This is a genomic window from Nitrosomonas sp. Nm58 (assembly GCF_900107335.1).
GTDB lineage: Bacteria > Pseudomonadota > Gammaproteobacteria > Burkholderiales > Nitrosomonadaceae > Nitrosomonas.
Genome location: NZ_FNPQ01000031.1, coordinates 1 through 21819 on the forward strand (window position 1 = coordinate 1; position 21819 = coordinate 21819).

Genomic DNA, 21819 nt, shown 5'->3' on the forward strand with positions numbered 1-21819 from the left:
GCGCTGAAAAACTTGGTATGCAACTCGTTCCCGCTCCTCAATCAACTTAAAAAATCATTCAACTAATCATGTGGATATATTGTGTTTCTTGAGAGTCTGAGCAAGTAAATTCAAGATTCTGAATTGGTCATTATGCGAGGCATGGTGATTGACATGGATGAAGCAAAGCACTTTATGCACTATGCAATGGCTGACACCTTTTACACTTATTTTTCTTGATTCTAGACCTGACCCCGGGCGTGCATAATTCCACAGGTACCTCTCACCCTTAGGTATAGGGAGCAGTGGCGGTTCGTTCATAGGGATTTATGACCTTGCTGAATCAGGATATTTATCAGCGCCGCCTTGCCTGCGCGCCCGTCCTTCTGTCCGGGTGCTCGCTCAGGCGGCTTGAAGTCATCTCATTGTCATAAAGATAAAAACCTTCTATATTAGGCAGCGATTTATTTTTGGAATGTATTTGTAGCCCCCCGTGTTACTTGAACGGGGTAATAAGCTAGGGATCACCATGTGTAAAAAAGAAAATTTAAGTGGTATTAATTATCGGATTCGCAAAAACGCTTCAATTGGTGAGAGTGAAGCAGAATTTGATTCTCTTTTTCTAACTACATGCTTTACAGAAACAGGAGACTTAGAAACACTTATTGATTGCAGTAGTCCCCACAGAATAATTGTTGGCCGCACCGGAACGGGAAAAAGTGCTTTGATTTATAAAATTAACCAAGAAGAAGAAAATGTAATAGAAATTAAGCCCGAGGCTTTATCTTTAAATTATCTGGCCAATTCGGACATAATTCCTCTTTTAGAAAAAGCAGGTATCAAACTTGACATTTTTTATACTTTGTTGTGGCGCCATGTATTTACCGTTGAATTGCTAAAGAAGAAATTCAAACTTACAAACGAAGACAATACCAAAAACTGGGCAAATAGTCTTTTATCAATACTAAAAGCAAAAGATAAGGCGAAAGAAAGAGCTCTCTCTTATCTTAGAGACTGGGGAAATAAGTTTTGGCAGGAAACTGAATACAGAGTAAAAGAGATTACACAAAAATTAGAAGAAAATATAAATACGGATATAGGAGTCACATCAGAAGACTTAAAACTAGTATTGCAGAGCGGATCGAAAGCTAGTGAAGAGAAGAAATATGAAGTTAAGCACAAAGTTCAAAAAGTAATTAATAGCATTCAAATAAAAGAGCTTTCAGATGTACTTACTTTTTTAGCCGATGAAGTTTTCACAGATCCTCAGAAAAAATACTATATCTTGATTGATAAGCTTGATGAGAACTGGGTTGAAGATAATTTACGTCTCAGATTAATTAGAGCCCTAATTGAAACAATCAAAACATTTAGATGTGTACCGAATGTTAAAATAATCATTGCATTAAGATTAGATTTAATTCAGCGTGTATTTGAGAAAACCAAAGACGGTAGCTTTCAAGAAGACAAATATCAATCCCTCTTCTTATATTTAAGATGGAGCAAAAGCAATCTTGTTGAATTGCTTGACAAACGTATTGGGCAATTAGTTAGTGAACAATACACATCAAAATCTATAAAACATAAAGATCTTTTTCCCAATTTGATCAACAAAACTGAATTTATAGATTATTTATTAACACGTACTTTTTATAGGCCGCGTGACATCATAACTTTTGTTAACGAGTGCTTAAAACTATCGGAAGGAAAAGGGTATGTTCATGTTGAGGCTATTAGAAAAGCGGAAATAGAATATTCTGCGCAGAGAATAGATTCACTCACTTTCGAGTGGTTTAACCATTATCCTGATTTAGAAAAATATCTCACTCTCATTGAGAGAATGAATTCGAAATTCAAACTCAATACAATAACGAAAGAAAAAATTGATAGCTTCGCATTAACCTATGCTGTCGAAGAAGGGCCGCATAGCTCAGATCCTGTGATGCGAGCTGCTTACGCATACTTAGATGGTGGGATTTCTCAACATAAGTTCATAATCACTCTAACTATTGCACTGTACAATATTGGAATTTTCGGTATTAAACCCGATAGCTTTACGGGTATTCTATGGTCCTATTTAGATACCCGTCCCCCTACAGAGGGACAGATAAAGCCAACATCCTCAGTTTTTGTTCATCCGATGGTTTGGAGTCGTCTTGGTATTATCACTGATAATTGAGTGTATTCATCCAATTAATGGTTTTCATTAGGATGACAACAACCGAATGCCTGGCTTCGTTTCTTCAAACTTTCCATTATGGAATTAAGAGCAGGATATACCAGTTACCAGTTTTATCCGTTGTGGTGAGCCAATCAGGTACAAGCTTGAGCGCTTGATCTAGACCGTCAAGATTTTATGCATATTAGGAAGTTCTTTGGAGAGATATCACTTCACCCTGTACTGATTTAATGCGAATTAAGAGCTGAAATAGAAACCAGTTCATCAATAACGTTAAACTATTGAGGAAGACATCACCCAACCTCAATAAATCAAAGTAACCAATGAACTGGCAAAACCGATTAATAACGATTTATCTCTATGTTTGCAAGCATTATCAGCAAAATCTTTGGACTTATAGTTAAAGAATGAGCAATTAGTGTGCCACGAGGATAGGAAACTGTCCGTAACTACACAAATGATGGAGGAGGGCCCTCCGGAATCACCTTACAGGAGGAGGTTTCAAACCACCTTAAGCGGCTCTTGTCAAAAGCCTGGGTCGTGAGCGTTAAGGAAAAGGCACTTTTAAAAGTGTCAGGTGAGGATTAAGAAGATGAACAATAAGTGAACCCTTGCAAGCATCGAAACGTCTGTAAGTGTAGTCAAAATCAGGAGCTTAATTGTCTCCTGAGATAAGTCCAAAGGATACCTGTTTACTGTTTGGATGGCTGCCGGTGTAGAGAGGGCATGAGCTTAATCTGGGCGTTTGTATGGAACGTGGGAACCTTGTACGTGATGTTAAGAGAAAACCTTACACGCCGGGGTCAGGTCGCGAATCAAGAAAAATGAGAGCGATGATTGGGATTATTGTTTATAAGAGTAAGCATTCTTAGTTCTGGATCTGACCCTGAGGTGTAGGAAATGTGTTTTTGCAAGATCTGACACCTTCATCCTCACACATTTTTCTAACAGTTAATTACAAAAAAACCAATAATCCATTTCCTTTTAAATAGTATGCGGGGAAAAGTTACCAGCTCTTCGTTAATCGTAAATTTAGGTAGGACAATCTTAATTTTGTCAGAGTCGGGTGCTTCCAATAAAGATGCCAACCAATATGTCTTACTCTGTTCCCCTATTAACGTCCTTCTGCTTTCACCTACCATTAACTCATTAACATCCAAAGTTTTTACCTGAATATGATTTGAAGGGTTAATAATATAGAAAAAGGGCGAAAGAAAAATTTTCTCAAACTCTATTTTAATTGATTGATTGGCTCCATCCCAAAATAGCTGTGCGCTGGTTTCAATTAGCTTAACTGTTTTTCCCTCTGGCACCTCAAATCGAATCTCGATATATGTTTTTCCATTGTGTTTACCAAGTCGAGTAAATACTTGTATATCTTGCTGAGAAAAGAGCATTCCATACGGAATATGCTCATTGATAGGGCATTGATCGTATATTAATTTTCCTCCATCTGCTTCAGGATAATAATGATGCATAGGAATAGGAATGATGGGTGCACAACTTACACATACAAAACAAATAACGAGCATTTGAAATAGCCGGCTAGAATTCATCATATGTGAAGTTGCTCCATTGACTATACTATCAGAAAGAAATTAAGCTCTGACAAGAGCAGATGAGCAGATAATCAGGAACAGGAACCTGATTGATTATTTAGTGATTGTAGTAGACTTCATCAAATGATAGACCGTCAGTCAAGGTTTTAGTTAAATTACCTCCGGCTTTGCCTGGGGATTGCTAAAGGTTTAACTGCCCGAATCACAGGTAGCAGGTCGAAGCCAAAAAGAAGGTTATCCCAGCTTAATTCGCTGCTTCACTGCGACATTCCTATAGCCCAATTTGTTTTCAAACCAAGTTGTGCCAATCGCAGAATTTGTAGCATGCTTTTCTTATTTAGCAATGCGATATCAATGAAATGATGTGAGATAATTGGAAGCAAATATTTACTCAGCCAATTCATTGAACAATATAAGTAAGCATGCCTAGATTTATTGCTTTGATCCCTGCCGCAGGCTCCGGTGCGCGCATGGGTAACCAGTTGCCAAAACAGTATTTATCGCTGGCGGGGAAACCGATGATTTACCATGCCGTGCACACGTTGTGCAGTTCTTCACATATCTCCAGTGTATTTGTCATTCTCGCTCCAGATGATCATGAATGGCTGCGCTATGACTGGTCGTCCTTCTCTGACAAGCTGGTGGTGCGCTATTGTGGGGGTGCAACGCGCGCTGACAGCGTGTTGAACGGACTGAAGGCCATGCAATCAGAGGTATCGATTTGTAATGATGATTGGGTGCTCGTGCATGATGCGGCACGGCCTTGCTTGAGTGTTGCTCAGGTCGACCAACTGATCGATGTGCTAACGCCGGATGAGGTGGGTGGATTACTGGCTATTCCGGTTGCAGATACCTTGAAACGTGCTGATCCGAATCATCGTGCTATGGGCACAGCATCCAGAGAGGGCTTGTGGCAGGCACAAACACCGCAAATGTTTCGCCTGGGTGTTTTAATGGATGCCCTGAACAAAGTGGATAGCACCCGTATCACGGATGATGCGAGCGCGATCGAAGCTTTGGGTCTCTATCCCAGATTGGTACTGAGCGATGCCTATAATTTCAAAGTTACGTATCCGCAAGATTTGGCTTTGGCGGAACTCATTTTGCAAAAGAGGGAAACAAGGTGAAAAATATTAGAATTGGTCAGGGTTTTGATGTGCATCAGCTGGTAGCAGGCCGCGATCTGATCATCGGTGGCGTAACGATTCCTTACGACAGAGGTTTGCTAGGACATTCTGACGCGGATGTGCTGCTGCATGCGCTGTGCGATGCATTACTGGGTGCGGCAGCGTTAGGGGATATCGGCCAGCATTTTTCAGACAGTGATGCGCGCTATAAAAATATCGACAGCCGTTTGCTACTGCGCGAGGTACACCGCTTGCTGATCAGTAAGCGTTACAGGGTCACAAACATCGATGCAACCATTATCGCGCAGGCGCCTAAAATGGCTCCGCATATCCTGGCAATGATTGCCAATATTGCTCAAGATTTGAATATGTCTACCAGCGATATCAATATCAAAGCAAAAACTGCGGAGAAGCTTGGTTTTATTGGGCGGGGCGAAGGCATTGTAGCTGAGGTCGTCTGTCTGATTACGCATATTGACGACATTTGTGATTGAAGCGGATACTTCTCCAAAAAGAACCGTAAAAGTTTTTTTTGCAGTCTGGCCTGATGTCGCTGCTCAGGAAAGATTGAGCAAACTGGCTGAGCAACTGGTAGATGTCTGCGGCGGCAGAAAAATCAGTTTGCCACTGATCCATCTCACCTTGGTATTTATTGGAAATGTAGAGAGTCAACAGCTGGAAACGCTTCGACAGGTAGCGAATCAAGTCAAGCAGTTTAGCTTCGATTTGACTGTGGATGAAATCCAATACTGGCGCCATAATCGCATTGTCCATGTTGGTCCAAGCCAATGCCCCGCTGGGCTTTCTGTGCTGGTAGCCGATTTACAGAATAGATTGTCTCAGGCAGGCTTCTCGCTCGAAAAACGCCGCTATATTCCACACATTACTTTAATAAGAAAAGCCTTGTGCAATACTTTGCCCAATTTGACGATCCCCATTACCTGGCATGTAAATGAATGGGCGTTGGTGCAATCCAAACAGACCGATGAAGGTATTGTGTATGTTTCACTTGATCGCTGGCCTCTGGAAAAAGTCTGAATACGGTATAACATTACTTTTCTGAAAAAACTCTTTTAATTCTAATGAAAATTCTTGCGCTCGATACTTCCACTGAATATTGCTCACTTGCCTTATGGCTGGATGGGGCTGTACTGAGCAAAGAAGTGCTGGCTGGGCAAAAGCATACCGAATTACTGCTGCCTATGCTGCAGGAAATGCTGGCTGAATCGGGGCTGGTTTTGACCCAGTTGGATGGCTTTGCTTTCGGCGCCGGACCGGGGTCATTTACTGGTTTACGTATCGCTTGCGGAATAGTGCAAGGACTGGCGTTTGCTACCGACCTGCCTGTTGTCGGAATCAGTACGTTAGAAGCGATGGCGCAAAAAGTTGGCGCAAGTCACGTCATGACGGCGCTCGATGCGCGGATGGGTGAAATTTACTATGCCGCTTATCTTCATACTGGTGAAGATTGGTCAATGATACAAGCACCCATACTCTGTTTGCCCCAGCATATTCCTCAGGTTCCAGGGAAGGGCTGCTGGGTGGGGTGTGGTAGCGGTTTTGACCGGTACCATGAGATGCTCAGCCATCTCTACCGTGACAGTTTGTGTCGAATTGATCTGGGGTGTTACCCGCACGCCCAAGAAATGGCGCAGCTCGCTGCGCCCAAATTAATGAAGGGATTAGGCGTTGCTGCCGAAGAGGCTGCTCCTGTTTATATACGAAACAAGGTGGCTTTGAAGGAAAGCGAACGATGAGCGATGCTTTGCAGCAAGCATGTCAGATCAGGGAAATGTGCTTGGAGGATGTGAGTCGGGTCATTCTCATTGAGCGTGAAATTTTTCTTTTTCCCTGGACAGAGATGAATTTTGCTGATTCGGTTAAAGCAGGCTACCACTGCCGCGTGCTAGAGCAAAATGATGTGCTTATTGGTTACGGTATCATGATGATGGGCCCAGGTGAGGCCCATATTCTGACTATTGGCATCTCAGCGCAATGGCAGCATCAGGGCTGGGGTGGCAAGCTACTGCAGTATTTCATCGATCTTGCTAAACAGCAGGAAGCTGTATCAGTATTGCTGGATGTGCGTGAGTCCAATATCGGTGCCGCCAGTTTATACCGGCGCTTGGGTTTTAAACAAATCGCAGTTCGTAAAGGGTATTATCCCGCCATGTGTGGGCGTGAGGATGCGTTGGTGATGAGACTGGAATTATGAAGCAACGGCGCCGCAAGGAGATATTGCACGAACTCGGTTTGACTCCTATCTGGCGCAGCAGGGCAGATAGCATTCTGAATGAGGGCGCACCGATGACTATCCCTGTTGATCAATCCATTCCAGTGGCCACCGCTACAGCGCCGGAGAATGATGATCGGGCGGCACGGATTGCAAGGATGGACTGGGTGCAGCTTGAAGCTGCAGTTGCTTGCTGTACTGCGTGTCCATTATGTCAGTCAAGAACGCGAACGGTATTTGGGGTGGGTGATGAACAGGCTGATTGGTTGTTTATCGGAGAAGGACCTGGTGCGAAAGAAGATGAAATAGGCGAGCCTTTCGTCGGTCAAGCAGGCAAATTACTGGATAATATGCTGAAGTCCATTCAATTGCGGCGCGGCGACCGGGTCTATATCACCAATATCGTAAAATGCCGACCGCCTAATAACAGAAATCCCGAACCCAGCGAAGCCGAGCAGTGTCATCCTTATCTGGCAAGGCAGATCGTATTGATTAAACCTAAACTGATTGTCGCGTTAGGAAAAATTGCAGCGCAGAATTTATTGCATACCAGCGAGAGTATCGCCAATTTACGTGGTAAATTACACCGCTATTCAGACATTCCTTTGATTGTTACTTATCATCCTGCATATCTGTTACGCTCACTCTCAGATAAAGCCAAAGCATGGGAGGATTTATGCTTTGCCAAGGCGACCATGCAATCATTGTTAGTTCAATGATTTTGAAGCGTTCTACAGAAAAAGTGAAAGCATAATGGTCTCAATGTATTTTATGCATCCCAATCAGGTGAAGTGAGTCCTGCTTGCTCTGGTTAAGCAGGTGCCATTTACGGATGAGGATCATGCTCACGGCGACAAATAGACCAAATAGCGCAATCACGACGTAAATATGCACATCCATCATGATGAACAACGCATACAGCAATATCATGGCAAGAATGCTGAGATTCTCGTTGAAATTCTGTACTGCGATCGAATGACCGGCACCCATCAAAATATGTCCGCGATGTTGTAGGAGGGCATTCATCGGTACCACAAAAAATCCAGCCAGACCCCCGATCAGGATCAGCAGCACAATCGCAATCCACAAATCCTGCACAGTAATCATCATCATCACGACTATTCCCATGGCAATACCCAGTGGAATGACTTTGACCGAATCACGCAGCGAGACTAATTTAGCCGCCAAGACCGCTCCCAGCGCAATGCCAAGCGCTACTACGCCCTGCAGTTGTGCCGCTTCATTGAGTGGGAACCCAAGCGCGATATCAGCCCACTTCAAGACAATGAATTGCAAGGTGGCGCCTGCTCCCCAGAACAAGGTTGTGACAGCAAGCGAGATCTGGCCGAGCTTGTCGGTCCATAATAGCCTGACGCAATGTGCGAATTCGTGGATCAGAAATGACGGATTCTTTCTGAGTATTCGATGATCAATTCCAGTATTGGGTATGAATAGGTTAAAAGTGGCTGCAATCGTATAAAATGCTGCAACAAGTAGAATGGCCGCTTCTAGCCGCGTATCCAGACCTGTATCAATGAAAGGAAAGTCAATCGATAACAGAACGGACGAAATGGCAGGCGTGATGAGAAGTCCACCGAGCACTGTGCCAAGCACGATAGAACCGACAGTTAGCCCTTCAATCCAGCCATTGGCAATCACCAGTTTTTCCGGAGGCAACAACTCGGTCAGTATGCCGTATTTTGCGGGAGAGTAGGCTGCCGCACCTAGCCCGACAATGGCATAGGCGCCGAGTGCAAAATACTGGTGCATCGCAAAGAATAAAAAGATACAGCCAACAATTTTAATCGAGTTGCTGATGAACATGACTCGTCCCTTGGCCATGGAATCCGCAAATGCGCCCACAAATGGTGCCAGAATGACATAGAACAGCACAAATACGAATTTGAGCATAGGAGTAAGATAAGCGGGCGCATGCAAATCAATCAACAGGGCGATCGCCACTACCAGTAATGCGTTATCAGCTAATGACGAAAAAAATTGCGCCGCCATTATCGTATAGAATCCGCGCTCCAAATGTCCTCCCTTAATAACCTCTATTTATAATTTTTTCTGTCATGTCTATCAGAAAATAACAGGTTTATATCATAAAAATAATGAGCCAGTCCTAAGCATAAGCTGAATAATAACTATTCTGTACTTCATCCAGATGAAAATTTTATCTTGTTTTAGCAAGGGTAGAATCCCCATATTATGGTGACAGTTCCAGTGAAACTGGATAAGCTGCTATGGATTGCTGGCCACGTTTTCGAGGTATTCCACTTTGACTTCAGTAAGACCACGTAGCCCAATTTTTTTAGCTGCACCATGCGACAGATCAATCAATCTATTTCTCTTGAAAGGACCACGATCATTGACAATTACATCGATGGCGCGGCCATTACGAAGATTGGTCACTCTTACCTTAGTGGGTAAGGGGAGGGTTTTATGCGCGGCTGATATCCCTTGTGGGTAAAAACGTGTTCCCATCGCAGTTCGGTTGCCCGATTCCGCGCCATACCATGAAGCAATGCCCTTCTCACTGTAGCCCACCGCTGAAGACATTGGATAATATGTCTTACCCCGTACTTTGTAGGGTTTATTATAGGGGGCATGCTGCTGTGTTCGGGATACTGTTGGGGTGGGCGTTTTTATGGGAGCAGAGCAACCACTAAATAAGCAGATGATCAACAATACTAATGCTCCGGTAGGCATCAGAGAGCGTGATTTTCCAGATCTTCGCGATTCAGCCAGCTTAATCACGCATTGCTTAGGAAAAGATCCCAATCCCATTTTGAAAAAACCAATTTTTGATTCAATCATCATCGTAACAATCTTTGTTTTATATTATTTAATTTTAATAGTACCTTGATTGCTTAATGTGTCTGACTTGGGAGTCAGTGCACTAGATTATATCTACTGCATGTTCAAACATCGTATTGGGCAGCACTTCTTTCGATTTGGCTATTACGCAAGCTATCAACTTTTAGTTCAATATTTGTATAATAAAAAATACCCATTTTAGCATTATAACGATTGTTTCCAGATTAGCTAAACCCGATATATCCGTGAATTGCGCGCAACAGCATCAGAAAAATTATGTTTTTAGGGAATTCTCTGGCAATTTGCATAAAAGAAGCGCATAGACACTGACAATATTTGGATAAGCAGCTTTGAAACTTGCTGTTGAACACGGCAGCAGAAATGTTTCTCTTATCAACGCCAATCTTTAATTAAAAATAAATAATAGGAATAACACTATGCCAGCTCCTACGACCTCGAGCGAGGTCATCCCGGTTAATTTGACAGGAAATATCAGTATCGATGCGCTCATTTTTGGCAAACGATGGGCGAACTCAACGATTACTTATAGCTTTCCAGGCAATGATTCTTACTGGGCAACCGATCCCTCAAAAGGCTATGGTCCGACTAACGGCGAAGGAGAGCCCTGGATACAGGCTTTTATGCCGCTTGCTGCCTCTGATCAGACTTACTTCAATACTGCGCTGCAGCAGTGGGCGAATGTTGCAAATGTACAGTTTAGATTAGTCGCCGAATCCCAATACGCTGTCGGCGATATTCGTGTTGCCTACAGCGAAGCAAAGGATATGGCTGATGCAGAAGCTTGGTCATATTTGCCACTTGGGACTGGTTTTGCCGCTGGAGGGGATATCTGGATCAAAAGTTCGAGTAGTAGCGCTCAAGAGCCATGGGTTCCCGGGAGCTATGCCTTTCTGACAGTCATGCATGAAATCGGTCATGCGCTGGGCCTTGATCACCCTTTTGAGGCGCGTGGATTTCCATCTTCGATGGATACCATGTCTTCAACGATCATGAGCTATTCTGCGTTGCCAGGAAATCAAAATTCAGCTTTTGATTTCTATCCGACTACCCCGATGCCATTGGACATATTGGCAATCCAGCATGTGTACGGAGCCAATACTACTTATCATCGTGAGGATAATCGCTATCAGTATGATGATGCCAGAACTTACCATGAGACGATCTGGGATAGTGGGGGAATCGACTGGATTGAGTATAGCGGCGCGCAGATTGCGATTATTGATCTGAGGGAGGGAGAAGGATCATTGATCGGTAACGCTGTGTTGGTAGGGGATAGTGTAAGCGCAGATTTGGCTCAGAATATCTGGATTGCTTATGGTGCAATTATCGAGAATGCATCAGGTGGTCAAGGAGATGATCTACTGATCGGTAACAGGTATAACAATATTTTGTCAGGCAGTAGTGGACATGATGATCTGATCGGCAGAGAAGGTAATGATACTTTGTCGGGTGGAACAGGAATGGATACTGCGGTATTTCTAGGGCCGCGTGCTCATTATGCCGTGAGTAAGTCTCAGGAAGGCTATACTGTAATTGATCAAACGGGAGTCGATGGTCAGGACTCTGTTGCGGAGATAGAGCGCCTGGAATTTAGTGACATTGGGTTAGCGCTTGATATGGAGGGGCACGCTGGACAGGTCGCCAAATTCCTCGGGGCAGTATTTGGCGTTGAATCGGTCAATAATAAAGAGTATGTCAGCATTGGCTTATCCTTGCTTGATAACGGCATGAGTAATGAGGCGTTGGCCACGGTAGCGCTCGATGCAGCAGGCGCGCGTACCCATAATGAAACAGTCATGCTGTTATGGCGTAATTTATTTGGTATCAATCCAGCGCAGGAACAGAAACGGCCTTACTTGCAGATGCTGGATAGCGGGGAAGTGTCGGCTGCTGCTTTGACAGTATTTGCAGCGGATACCCCAATCAATACTGACAATATCCATCTCGTGGGTTTGATGCAATCAGGAATTGAGTTCGCCTTACAATCAGGTAATTTGGCTTAAATAGCGCTACAATATTCAATTAAATCTTTTTCGGATTGTCACCATATGGATGCAGAACAACTCAATAGCTTAATTCATCATCTTGCCGATCTCAATGATCGGGAAACAGCATTGCGGAGGTATCTTTGACTTCGATACCAAGAAATTACGGTTGACCGAAGTCGCCAGGCGAGCAGAAGATCCGTCTGTCTGGAATGATGCCCAACGCGCCCAGGAATTAGGGCGCGAGAAGAAGGCGCTGGAAAGCGTGGTGTTGACGCTCGAGGGGCTCGGCAGGCAATTGCAAGATGCCAATGAATTGCTTCAGATTGCGAAAGAAGAAAATGACGATGCGACCTTGCAAAGCATCGTATCTGATGTCGCACAGATCGAAAAAATAGTAGCTGATATCGAATTTCGCCGCATGTTCTCAGATCCGATGGATCCCAACAACTGTTTTATCGATATTCAATCTGGTTCGGGAGGGACGGAAGCTCAGGATTGGGCATCCATGCTGGAAAGGATGTATTTGCGCTATTGCGAGCGCCGTGACTTTGATGTGGAGGTACTCGAGGAATCTGCAGGTGATACTGCAGGAATCAAGAGTGCTACGCTCAAAGTAAGCGGCGATTATGCCTATGGCTATTTACGAACTGAAACCGGGGTGCATCGCCTCGTGCGTAAATCGCCGTTCGATTCGGGAAACCGCCGTCATACTTCTTTTGCCAGTGTGTTCGTTTATCCCGAAGTCGATGACAGTATCGAGATCGACATCAATCCTGCCGATTTACGGATAGATACTTTCCGCGCCTCCGGTGCAGGTGGCCAGCACATCAATAAGACCGATTCGGCTGTGCGAATTACGCACCTTCCCACCAATATCGTGGTGCAATGCCAAAGCGGACGCTCGCAACATCGGAATAAAGCCGATGCCATGGCCATGCTGAAATCCCGTCTTTATGAGGCTGAATTGCGCAAACGCAATGAGACCAAGCAGGCAGTAGAGGATGCCAAGACCGATATCGCATGGGGTTACCAGATCCGCTCCTATGTGCTGGACCAATCCCGCATTAAGGACTTACGGACCAATGTTGAAATAGGCAATACCCAGGCCGTGCTCGATGGGGATCTGGATGATTTTATTCAAGCCAGCCTGAAGCAGGGAGTTGATGCTTGAAGCAGTGAGTAATTTGATGTATTGCCAGCAGGTTGCTAGAACATATGACGAAAGCGCGCAGAGAGGGTTAAGCCGCGCAAGCGGCTTAACCCGCCAGGGTGCTAGATTTTACGTCCCAAAATATTCAAGCTATGAAGTTTTTTTGCGGCGACGCATCATGCTCAATCCAGCTATACCAACCCCCATCAGCATAAGAGATGCGGGTTCAGGAACATTATTATTTCCACCGCCACCTTCATTAATGATTTCTTTTACTTTAGTGTTAATGAAGTTGGTAAAGAAGGCTGCTGGGTTATCTCGGAAATCAAGAATATTGAAAAATAACCCACCGTTTGCTGGAGCAAGATCCCGGTAGTAATTATTCGAGTCATCGTTGGGATTGCCAATAACATTGATTAATTCATTGGCAGAAGTGCCGGCTAGAGCAGTATTAAGATTGGTGCGATTAGAAGAATTATCATCATCTTCATCGGTAATCAGAATGATGTTGCGTACTGTGTCTGGACGGAAAGATGCGCCCAGTGCGATCTGAATGGCGGCAGAACCATCTTCGGTTCCTCCACCATTATCGGTTAATAACTGAAATGGACTGCCAGCAGCATTGAATGTTGCAAAACTTGTAATATCCTGAATCAAACTGGCAGTTCCACCAAATCTGACCAGTCCATATTGAGCATCAATATTATTGCCGGTCATTGCAGTATTAAAATCTACAATACGCTGCTTTACTTGATTAATGTCATCACCCATAGAACCGGATGTGTCGATCACCCAGATGATGTCAGCTAAAATAGCTGCCTGAGTAGTCGCTACTGAACCTAACGAGATTACTACTGCACTAGCAAGTGCTGTTAAAAGAGATTTTACTTTCATCTATTTATTTTTTAACCTTAATATTATTGAATTTAAATCATCGAATAACTCATTTTTATATCGATAGGCGCTCTAAATTCCTATCACCCAAATTAGCAAGCAAGTTTCATGCCGAGAACATATGATTGCAGTTATTGTGATTGATTTACAAATAGTTAACTCTGATCATGGAATCGGGTTGATGTTGCTCGATAATAAATTTAATCTCTGTTGTAAAATTCTTCGACACGCCAAGAGTAGGTGGGATGAAAGGATCAATGGGATCAAGTCCGCTGTCGTTCCGGAATTCAGTATTACTACAAAATTCTCTGAATGAATTGAGGATCATCTGGCGGTGGCTCGGTGCGTAGATACCGTCTTTCAATGATGTGGACGCCTTCCAGCGTATAGCGCCGTAGGAATCTCCCGCCTTCAGGCGGGGAGGATGTCAAGCGGCTTTTCTTAGAAATCATGGTCTTAGAAGAGTATTGCTACTTTTTCTCCTTAGCACGAGCCAGCGCCAGCGCAAACGCGCTGACTGGCTCTGGTTTGCCAGAGGTTGTTTGCTGCGCATTACGCGGCTGCCGTTTGCGTGCTTCCTGAGACCGGGGAATGCGGGTGTCAGCGCTGGGAGAGGGAGTGTCTGCTTTGTCCTCCAAACGCATAGTCAAGCTGATACGTTGTCGGGCCGCATCGACTTCCAGTACTTTTACTTTGACGATCTGGCCAGGTTTGACGATTTGATGCGGATCTTTGACGAATTTATTTGCCAGGGCAGATACGTGCACCAGACCATCCTGATGCACGCCGATATCGACGAAGGCGCCAAAGGCCGCCACATTGGTCACCACGCCTTCGAGTATCATTCCAGAATGCAGGTCTGCTAGCGTTTCTATGCCGTCTTGAAAGATGGCCGTTTTGAATTCCGGACGTGGATCGCGCCCGGGCTTTTCCAACTCAGTGAGGATATCCCGGACGGTCGGCAGGCCAAAGCTGTCGTCGGTAAATTCGGTGGGGGAGAGGTCCTTCAATATTTCCGGTCGGCCCATGACGTGTTCGATGCCTTTTTTCAGGTGTGCCAAGATACGCTCGACGACGGGGTAGGCTTCCGGGTGGACCGCGGAGCGATCCAACGGATTGTCACCGTCATTGATACGTAAAAAACCGGCTGCTTGTTCGAATGTTTTTTCACCTACACGCGGCACTTTGCGTATTGTTTGGCGACTCGGAAACGGGCCATGGCTATCGCGGTATTCCACAATGTTCTGAGCTAATACGCGATTTAGGCCAGAAACTCGTGCCAGCAAGGGTGCCGATGCGGTGTTGACGTCTACACCGACTGCGTTGACACAGTCTTCGACGGTCGCGTCGAGCGAACGCGCTAAGATGCGTTGATTGACATCATGTTGATACTGGCCGACACCGATCGACTTGGGTTCGATTTTGACGAGTTCAGCAAGCGGGTCTTGCAAACGCCTGGCAATGGATGCAGCGCCGCGCAGACTCACATCCAAATCGGGAAACTCGGCTGCGGCAAAGGCCGAGGCTGAATAGACTGAAGCGCCTGCTTCGCTGACGACAATTTTGGTTACCTTCAGCTCAGGTTTTTGTTCTGCAACCAGCTTGATGACGTCAGCGGCCAGCTTATCCGTTTCACGGCTGGCGGTGCCATTTCCGATCGAAATCAATTCGACGCCATGCCGGATCACTAATTGTGCGATGGTTGCCAATGATCCCTGCCAGTCATTGCGTGGCTGGTGGGGATAGATGGTGTCTGTCTCCAGCAGCTTGCCGGTTGAGTCGACTACGGCCACTTTGCAGCCGGTACGGTAGCCGGGATCAAGGCCGAGCACGGCCTTGGGGCCTGCGGGGGCGGCGAGCAGTAATTCACGCAGGTTGCGGCTGAAAATCTTGATGGCTTCTACTTCGGCTGCTTCCCGCAATTGCAACAGCAATTCAGTGCTGAGATGCAGGTGCGCTTTGACACGCCAAGTCCATTGGCAGACATCTCCCAGCCATTTATCCGCGTTGCGTCCCCGATTCTCGATACCGAAATGGGCCGCGATCATAGCAACACAAGGGTGCGGCGCCATGGTTTCTGACGCCTCATCCAGACCGAGCTCAATTCTGAGTATTCCCAAGGCACGGCCACGGAACAACGCCAATGCGCGGTGTGAGGGGATGGTGCGGATCGGTTCAGCATAGGCGTAGTAGTCACGAAACTTTTCTTCTTCCGCCGTTTCCTTGCCTGCCACGACTGTAGAAGTCACGATTCCTTCATGCCAAAGTTTATTGCGCAGGGCGGCGAGCAAATCAGCGGTTTCGGCGAAACGTTCAGCCAGAATATCGCGCGCGCCCTCGAGGGCAGTTTTTACGTCGGGCACATTGATCGCTTCAATTCCTTCGGCGGCTGGCTGAACTTTTATATATTTCGCAGCTTCCTGCTCAGGAATCAATGTTGGATCATGCAGAAGCGCATCAGCCAAAGGTTCCAGGCCTGCTTCCCGCGCGATTTGCGCACGCGTGCGACGCTTGGGTTTGTAGGGCAGGTAAATATCCTCCAGGAGCTGTTTCGTTGCCGCTTGCTCAATCGCGTGACGCAATTCATCGGTTAGCTTGCCTTGCTCCTCGATCGAAGCCAGAATCGTTATGCGCCGTTCTTCCAGTTCACGCAAATATTGCAGACGCTCTTCTATGTTTCGCAGATGCGTATCATCCAAGTTTTGGGTCACTTCCTTGCGGTAGCGCGCAATGAAAGGTACGGTTGCGCCACTATCGAGCAGGGTGACTGCTGCTGCTACCTGCTGGGGAGTAATGCCGAGTTCTGCTGCGATAAGCTGCATGATCTTCTGCTGTGCTGCATCTGGAATGGTCTGTGTTGTTAAAGAAGTCATATATTCGCCGTGTGGAGTTTCTTGAAAGTAAGCGTGATTGATAACTACCTGCCCAGTCTTAGGGGTATTTTTTACCAGATGGAGTAAAAAAGCTTTAGTTTTTTAGAACTGGAATTTTGATTAATAGAAATTCATTAGGAATTAGGTAGGCTTTATACCATTTCAGCAGGCGCTTTTCCACCCTGAATGAAATGGATTTGAAGAAGCAAAATCCAATGAATAGCGAACAAATATTCGAGCAGCGCAATCAATCATGCCATAAGAGCATAATCGATCAAAGCTTAATAATTGTGTCATCAAGCTGATTTACCATAGGTAAACAACTGTTTGGGGACGGTTGTTTATGTTAAATAAAAGTGGCTGCGGCAAATTGCCCCGCGACAATTTGTCACATTCCAATGCTGTTCTTTTCTCTCTACAATGCAATTCACGTGGTTGATTATTAAAGAAACAATTTAATAACTGCAATCAAGGAGGTAGGTATGTTTTTTAAACTTAAAGGAAGTAATTTGTATCAAGCGCTATTGGATAGGCTTTATATGAACTTTACCGGAACCAGAAAGCAAGCGATAACCACAGATCAGCGTAATGCGGGTAAGACGACTTCTGCTGCTAAACAAATGCCGCTCCAGGACGCAGTATGGCATCGAAGCAAATCGGCAAGATATCAGCAAAATTAGTCAATGTTAAAAGGTGAGGTAACGGCCACGTGATTTCTCACCCATTGGCATTGGTAGAGAGAATTCATTTATTTGACAGGAGTATAGAAGGCGTGTGATGTATTGACATGTCTATATAAAATCTTATGAAAATCCCCAAAAGAATTGAGCCACTGATTGAAGAAGGTCTTGTTGATTCAGTTATTTGTCAACTCATGAGTGGCAAGGAAGCAATGGTATATGTTGTACGTTGCGGAAGCGATATCCGATGCGCCAAAGTATATAAGGAAACTAACAGGCGTAATTTTCGCCAGAGTGTAAGTTATACGGAAGGAAGGCAGGTTAGAAGTAGCCGACGCGCACGTGCTATTCAAAGAAGAACTGATTTTGGCCGTATGGCACAGAAAGAGGCGTGGCAAAGTACCGAAGTGGATACCATGTCTCATCTGGCGACAGTTGGCGTACGGACACCAAAGTACTATAACTTTTTTGAAGGCGTATTATTAATGGAGCTCATCACTGATAGCGATGGTAATGTTGCTCCCAGATTGAATGATTTGATATTGACCGCTGAGCTGGCGAGAACATACCATCATTTTTTAATTGGACAAATTGTCCGTATGCTTTGTCATGGCATCGTTCACGGTGATTTATCTGAATACAATGTATTAGTCGGTAACCAGGGCCCTGTCATTATCGATTTTCCTCAGGCGATTTTTGCTGCAAGTAATAACAGTACCCAGAGAATACTTAAACGAGATGTTGATAATGTAACCGCCTATCTGAGTCGTTTTGCCCCCGAACTTGCTTGTACTGATTATGGTTCGGAGATCTGGTCGCTTTATCAGCGTGGAAAATTGCATTTAGAGGTTAAGCTGACAGGGAATACTGGGGAGAAAATCAAACCAGTCGATGTGAACAGCATTTTGAGTGCTGTCAATGCTGTATTAAGAAAGGAAATAGCTTGGCAACGATACAAGCAAGAACGCTGGACAAGCCGTCAACTGCAATACTAATACCGGCTTTAATCAAGGCAGAATTAACCAGGTATTGCACGTGGCTTATTAGCGCCATGGGTAGGGGTTACGATGGCGCTATAACATTGATACAGGTATCGCTATATCAAACGAATAATCAAAAATAGTTGCCGAAAATGGTTGTTCTCTACACAATGGTTTGACGGTATGGGTATTAGCTGCTATTATACGTAGTTCTGGCGCGGGGTGGAGCAGTCTGGCAGCTCGTCGGGCTCATAACCCGAAGGTCGTAGGTTCAAATCCTGCCCCCGCAACCACCGTCACCTGACACAAGAATGACATTCCGCTTTGTACAATTTCAGCGTATAAATCTCACCGTTGAATATATCAATCAAGACTTCGCGAAATAGTCTGTACGCTTTTTTTATGAAATCACGTTCCATTCTGATTCCGCGTCATTCATACTTGACTCTGGATAACTAAAGGTGGATTGGTTTAATCTATCGCTTTCGCTCTGCTTCGGGTATCGATCTACGCCATTGATTGTTTTTATCCTTATTGATCAGAATAAGTGAAGTTTGAAGTCATCGACTACGACTGTAGTAGTGGCTCATGTCTAAAATTTATAGTAATAAAATCTTCAGTAATTTGTTAGAACTATCCCCATATTCGTGAGGTTTCCCCGGATCTATACCCCCCGACGCAAGGGGAGAAAGGTTCCCCCTCAGGGCCTGGCTGATAGACTGCATCAGTAGATAATCGAGCCCCCCTCGATCTGCTTTTTCCGCTTCAGGTATTCGTCGCGGTTGATGGTGCCCTTCTTGAAATCCTCTTCCAGCTTATCCAGCTGCTGCTTGCTCTGGTACTCGTAGGCACCGCCAGCCGCACCGGCACCAGCCAGTACTGCACAACCTTCGAGTGAACTGAGTGCCAGCATCATAACGGTTAATCTGAGTAGGCCGCGCATGGTGATTTCTTCCTCCTTGAGTGAGATATCATTCAGGTGGGCACAGCCTTTGACCGTGTGGATGAGTACCTTCGCCGTATTGATACTCAACTGTAAATTTTGCCACACTGCCAGCAGCCCGTTGACCACCTCGTGTGTATAAGAGAAATAAACGCTCTTTCTTATTAAGCTCTGATACATCAATAGATTATCGAAATACGCTGGCAAAAAAAATACGTGCAAGCACGTAGGCCTTTGTCACGATGCGCTCATAAGCTTCGTTAGGGCAGGGTCATGGCAGAAATGCCTGATGCGGCGGTAGGTCAGCATGACCGCTACCTGGCGCTGTGAATTTTGCTGGAACTGGCAGGGAGTCGAGGCTGAGTCCTTGCCGTTGCTCCATGCTAGCCCGAATATTTCATAAATTGGCACGTGTCCTCACTTGCCTTTTGATTAATAAGAAAGATTTTGCTCAGTCGGGTGTATGAATCACTACACCCCTCCTTCTCAAAACTTCCCTATTAATCAAAATTCTGCGTGATCATCACGCGAATTTATGAAATATTCGGGTTAGTGCAATACAGTCTGGCATAACACCCGTAATTATGATTGCATCTGATGAGTTCATAACTGCTAAACATAAATACCGCAACCGCGCATCGCTGATTAATGACAGCTAAAGCTTAATATCGATGAATGCTGAGTTACAGGTTAGAGTGAGAGGGTATGGAGTAATCCTCCCAAGGGTGGATAGTCTGGAAAATCGTCGCACCGTTGAGCATGGGGACGACGTTGCCAGAATACTTGCAGAAATACGCTTCGCTGTTGCCTGCCAAAGTCACGCGGGTCTCGATTTGCGCTACCAAGGCGTCCAGGTTGGTTTCGTAAGCCTGCTTGGGATCAAAGGCCAGAAAGCCTTGAAATCTGGTCAGTAACGAACCTGAATGGACAGTATTCACCAGCTGCCTGTTGATTCTCCTGAAGCTGACCTGCGAACTGATGTATGGGTTAAAACTCTTTTTATCTATGACAAATTTACAAAGCATACAATAAGTCGTTAAATGCTACGAGCCATCAACAAATTATCTCGTGTGCATTTAAGTTTGTTCCAGACTGAAGCAACAAGATGTGGATGGCAAATGTGAGACCTTGTCTATAACCTTTTTTACTATCTATTCTGCAGATGATTACAGGCCTGCCTTAGGTCAAATTGCTCAAGCAAGGTCGCCCCAGATTGTTGATGATGCGGTTTTGTCTTGTCACCAAGGGATCTCGCTACCATCATAGCGAAAGAAACGCCCACTGTCCGCCAGGGTAAAAGCGTCGACTAGAGTGCGCATACTCTCGACACTTTTTTGGGGCAACAGTGGCCCATCCGAGCCGCCCATCCGCGTTCGCACCCAACCCGGATGCAGCAATAATACCCCGATCTGCAGCGGCCTTAGTTCCAATGAGAATCCTTTCATGGCAGCATTCAATGCTGCTTTGCTGGAGCGATAGTAGTAACTGCCGGGACTTTCGATCTCAGCAATGGAACCCATGTGGCTGGTGATGGCGACGATCAGACGCTTTTGGCTGCGTCGCAAATGATCAAGGAACGCGCGGCTCACGCGCAATGCGCCCATGGAATTAACGCGGAAAGTATGGGCCCAGGCTTCATAATCGGTAGCTTGATCCGGCCGAACGTATTTCTCGAAATAGATCCCCGCATTATTGATCAAGAGATCAATGGGATTATCCGCAAGTTCTCCTGCCAAGGCATTGATCTGATCGGGGTCGGTCACATCTAGACGATGTCTGGTTAAGGCATTGTTCTTGCTTTCCAGCCGTTGTAGCTCTTCTGCTTGTGCAGGAAATCGGCAAGTGGCGAAAACACGCCACCCGGCCTCTGCGTATTGACGACACCACTCCAAGCCAAGACCGCGGTTACTGCCGGTGATCAGAACGGTTGGCATAATGGCGATGGTCTTCTGTCATTAAAGCGTATCCAGAAATTCCTTCCAACGCTTCCAAACAGCATTTCCGTATCCGCATGCCTATAAGCGCGTATGATCATGGTGGCTTTTTCAATCCCTTAAAGTTCGTCGGCCTCGACGATGTCGAAGACACCAAAATTTCCTATCATGGCATAACTTTCCTTTCACTCAGCTTGGAACTTTGTGTCATGAATTTTTCTGATACCCATTGCCATATTACACCTCCAAAATAATAACAGGCTTTCTCCACGATATTGTGTTCCATTGAGGCTGGCTATACCAACGCTTTTCCGTATCGGGAAATATCCTATATTTTTTAGATATTCGATAGGAAGTGAAGGTTCCTAACCACCCGGGCTGAACAGTTTGCGAGAATTGTTCGCTCCATATTCGGGTTAAGAGGCTGTTTGGAAATCCCTTTGCCAGCATCGTAACCCT

20 protein-coding genes and 1 tRNA gene are annotated in these 21819 nt (G+C 45.3%); 13 read left to right on the forward strand and 8 right to left on the reverse strand.

Going from position 1 to position 21819, the window contains the following annotated elements:
* Nucleotides 1-508: 508 nt before the first annotated feature.
* On the forward strand, nucleotides 509-2158 hold the full coding sequence (locus tag BLW34_RS11070) for a P-loop ATPase, Sll1717 family (RefSeq protein WP_090579477.1): 1650 nt from the start codon (nucleotides 509-511) through the stop codon (nucleotides 2156-2158).
* A 944-nt stretch (nucleotides 2159-3102) separates the two neighbouring features.
* On the opposite strand, the gene BLW34_RS11075 is transcribed toward BLW34_RS11070, so the two are convergent.
* Nucleotides 3103-3717: a hypothetical protein gene (locus BLW34_RS11075; RefSeq protein WP_090579480.1), complete on the reverse strand. Its 615-nt coding sequence runs from the start codon at nucleotides 3715-3717 to the stop codon at nucleotides 3103-3105.
* A 422-nt stretch (nucleotides 3718-4139) separates the two neighbouring features.
* Here BLW34_RS11075 and ispD point away from each other — a divergent pair, with 422 nt between their 5' ends.
* From ispD to BLW34_RS11105, 6 genes are read left to right on the forward strand one after another with little or no spacing between them, the layout of a single operon-like run.
* Nucleotides 4140-4844, forward strand: coding sequence for a 2-C-methyl-D-erythritol 4-phosphate cytidylyltransferase (gene ispD / locus BLW34_RS11080; protein WP_090579483.1), 705 nt, complete (start codon nucleotides 4140-4142; stop codon nucleotides 4842-4844).
* Entirely contained in the window at nucleotides 4841-5338 is a 498-nt protein-coding gene (gene ispF / locus BLW34_RS11085; protein ID WP_090579486.1) for a 2-C-methyl-D-erythritol 2,4-cyclodiphosphate synthase, read from the forward strand. Before ispD ends, ispF begins: the two co-directional genes overlap by 4 nt.
* Nucleotides 5319-5882, forward strand: a complete 564-nt coding sequence (thpR, locus tag BLW34_RS11090; protein WP_256203756.1) for an RNA 2',3'-cyclic phosphodiesterase — start codon at nucleotides 5319-5321, stop codon at nucleotides 5880-5882. Before ispF ends, thpR begins: the two co-directional genes overlap by 20 nt.
* A gap of 44 nt (nucleotides 5883-5926) precedes the next feature.
* The gene (tsaB, locus tag BLW34_RS11095; protein ID WP_090579492.1) at nucleotides 5927-6601 is read left to right on the forward strand and encodes a tRNA (adenosine(37)-N6)-threonylcarbamoyltransferase complex dimerization subunit type 1 TsaB; all 675 of its coding nucleotides are present in this window, start codon (nucleotides 5927-5929) and stop codon (nucleotides 6599-6601) included.
* Entirely contained in the window at nucleotides 6598-7059 is a 462-nt protein-coding gene (gene rimI / locus BLW34_RS11100) for a ribosomal protein S18-alanine N-acetyltransferase (RefSeq protein WP_090579495.1), read from the forward strand. Before tsaB ends, rimI begins: the two co-directional genes overlap by 4 nt.
* Nucleotides 7056-7796, forward strand: a complete 741-nt coding sequence (locus tag BLW34_RS11105; RefSeq protein ID WP_090579498.1) for a uracil-DNA glycosylase — start codon at nucleotides 7056-7058, stop codon at nucleotides 7794-7796. Before rimI ends, BLW34_RS11105 begins: the two co-directional genes overlap by 4 nt.
* Before the next feature lie 40 nt (nucleotides 7797-7836).
* Here BLW34_RS11105 and lplT read toward each other — a convergent pair whose 3' ends face one another.
* Together lplT and BLW34_RS11115 are read right to left on the reverse strand one after the other, a co-directional pair.
* Nucleotides 7837-9111 carry a lysophospholipid transporter LplT gene (lplT, locus tag BLW34_RS11110; protein ID WP_090579501.1) on the reverse strand — a complete coding sequence of 425 codons (1275 nt, stop codon included), beginning with the start codon at nucleotides 9109-9111 and terminating at the stop codon, nucleotides 7837-7839.
* 210 nt (nucleotides 9112-9321) lie between these two features.
* A complete protein-coding gene (locus tag BLW34_RS11115; protein ID WP_256203757.1) occupies nucleotides 9322-9639 on the reverse strand; it encodes a septal ring lytic transglycosylase RlpA family protein in 318 nt (105 codons plus the stop codon).
* A gap of 88 nt (nucleotides 9640-9727) precedes the next feature.
* On the opposite strand from BLW34_RS11115, the gene BLW34_RS16155 reads away from it, so the two are divergent.
* The 3 genes from BLW34_RS16155 (at nucleotide 9728) to prfB (ending at nucleotide 13077) form a co-directional block, all read left to right on the forward strand.
* The gene (locus BLW34_RS16155; protein ID WP_177166017.1) at nucleotides 9728-9946 is read left to right on the forward strand and encodes a hypothetical protein; all 219 of its coding nucleotides are present in this window, start codon (nucleotides 9728-9730) and stop codon (nucleotides 9944-9946) included.
* A 388-nt stretch (nucleotides 9947-10334) separates the two neighbouring features.
* Nucleotides 10335-11921, forward strand: a complete 1587-nt coding sequence (locus BLW34_RS11120) for a M10 family metallopeptidase (protein WP_090579503.1) — start codon at nucleotides 10335-10337, stop codon at nucleotides 11919-11921.
* Nucleotides 11922-11966: 45 nt separating this feature from the next.
* Nucleotides 11967-13077, forward strand: a protein-coding gene (prfB, locus tag BLW34_RS11125; protein WP_143037914.1) for a peptide chain release factor 2 whose coding sequence is annotated in 2 segments (ribosomal slippage) — nucleotides 11967-12047 and nucleotides 12049-13077 — 1110 coding nt in all. Because the reading frame shifts where the segments join, the coding sequence is not laid out codon by codon here.
* Between the two features lie 129 nt (nucleotides 13078-13206).
* Here the strand turns inward: prfB and BLW34_RS11130 are convergent.
* Nucleotides 13207-13950, reverse strand: coding sequence for a VWA domain-containing protein (locus BLW34_RS11130; protein ID WP_090579509.1), 744 nt, complete (start codon nucleotides 13948-13950; stop codon nucleotides 13207-13209).
* A 470-nt stretch (nucleotides 13951-14420) separates the two neighbouring features.
* Nucleotides 14421-16823, reverse strand: a complete 2403-nt coding sequence (locus tag BLW34_RS11140; protein WP_177166018.1) for a Tex family protein — start codon at nucleotides 16821-16823, stop codon at nucleotides 14421-14423.
* 482 nt (nucleotides 16824-17305) lie between these two features.
* Between BLW34_RS11140 and BLW34_RS11145 the strand changes: the two genes are divergently transcribed.
* The 3 genes from BLW34_RS11145 (at nucleotide 17306) to BLW34_RS11155 (ending at nucleotide 18776) form a co-directional block, all read left to right on the forward strand.
* Complete coding sequence (locus BLW34_RS11145) at nucleotides 17306-17503, forward strand: hypothetical protein (protein WP_090541930.1); 198 nt, start codon at nucleotides 17306-17308, stop codon at nucleotides 17501-17503.
* Between the two features lie 125 nt (nucleotides 17504-17628).
* On the forward strand, nucleotides 17629-18498 hold the full coding sequence (locus BLW34_RS11150) for a PA4780 family RIO1-like protein kinase (RefSeq protein ID WP_090579514.1): 870 nt from the start codon (nucleotides 17629-17631) through the stop codon (nucleotides 18496-18498).
* A 201-nt stretch (nucleotides 18499-18699) separates the two neighbouring features.
* Nucleotides 18700-18776: transfer RNA gene (locus tag BLW34_RS11155), tRNA-Met, on the forward strand.
* 431 nt (nucleotides 18777-19207) lie between these two features.
* On the opposite strand, the gene BLW34_RS11160 is transcribed toward BLW34_RS11155, so the two are convergent.
* From BLW34_RS11160 to BLW34_RS11170, 3 genes are all read right to left on the reverse strand, one after another.
* Nucleotides 19208-19648 carry a hypothetical protein gene (locus BLW34_RS11160; protein WP_143037915.1) on the reverse strand — a complete coding sequence of 147 codons (441 nt, stop codon included), beginning with the start codon at nucleotides 19646-19648 and terminating at the stop codon, nucleotides 19208-19210.
* A gap of 461 nt (nucleotides 19649-20109) precedes the next feature.
* Nucleotides 20110-20364 (reverse strand): hypothetical protein, encoded by a 255-nt coding sequence (locus BLW34_RS15660; protein ID WP_143037916.1) that lies wholly within the window; start codon nucleotides 20362-20364, stop codon nucleotides 20110-20112.
* Nucleotides 20365-20664: 300 nt separating this feature from the next.
* Entirely contained in the window at nucleotides 20665-21360 is a 696-nt protein-coding gene (locus BLW34_RS11170) for an SDR family oxidoreductase (protein ID WP_090579523.1), read from the reverse strand.
* Nucleotides 21361-21819 lie beyond the last annotated feature (459 nt).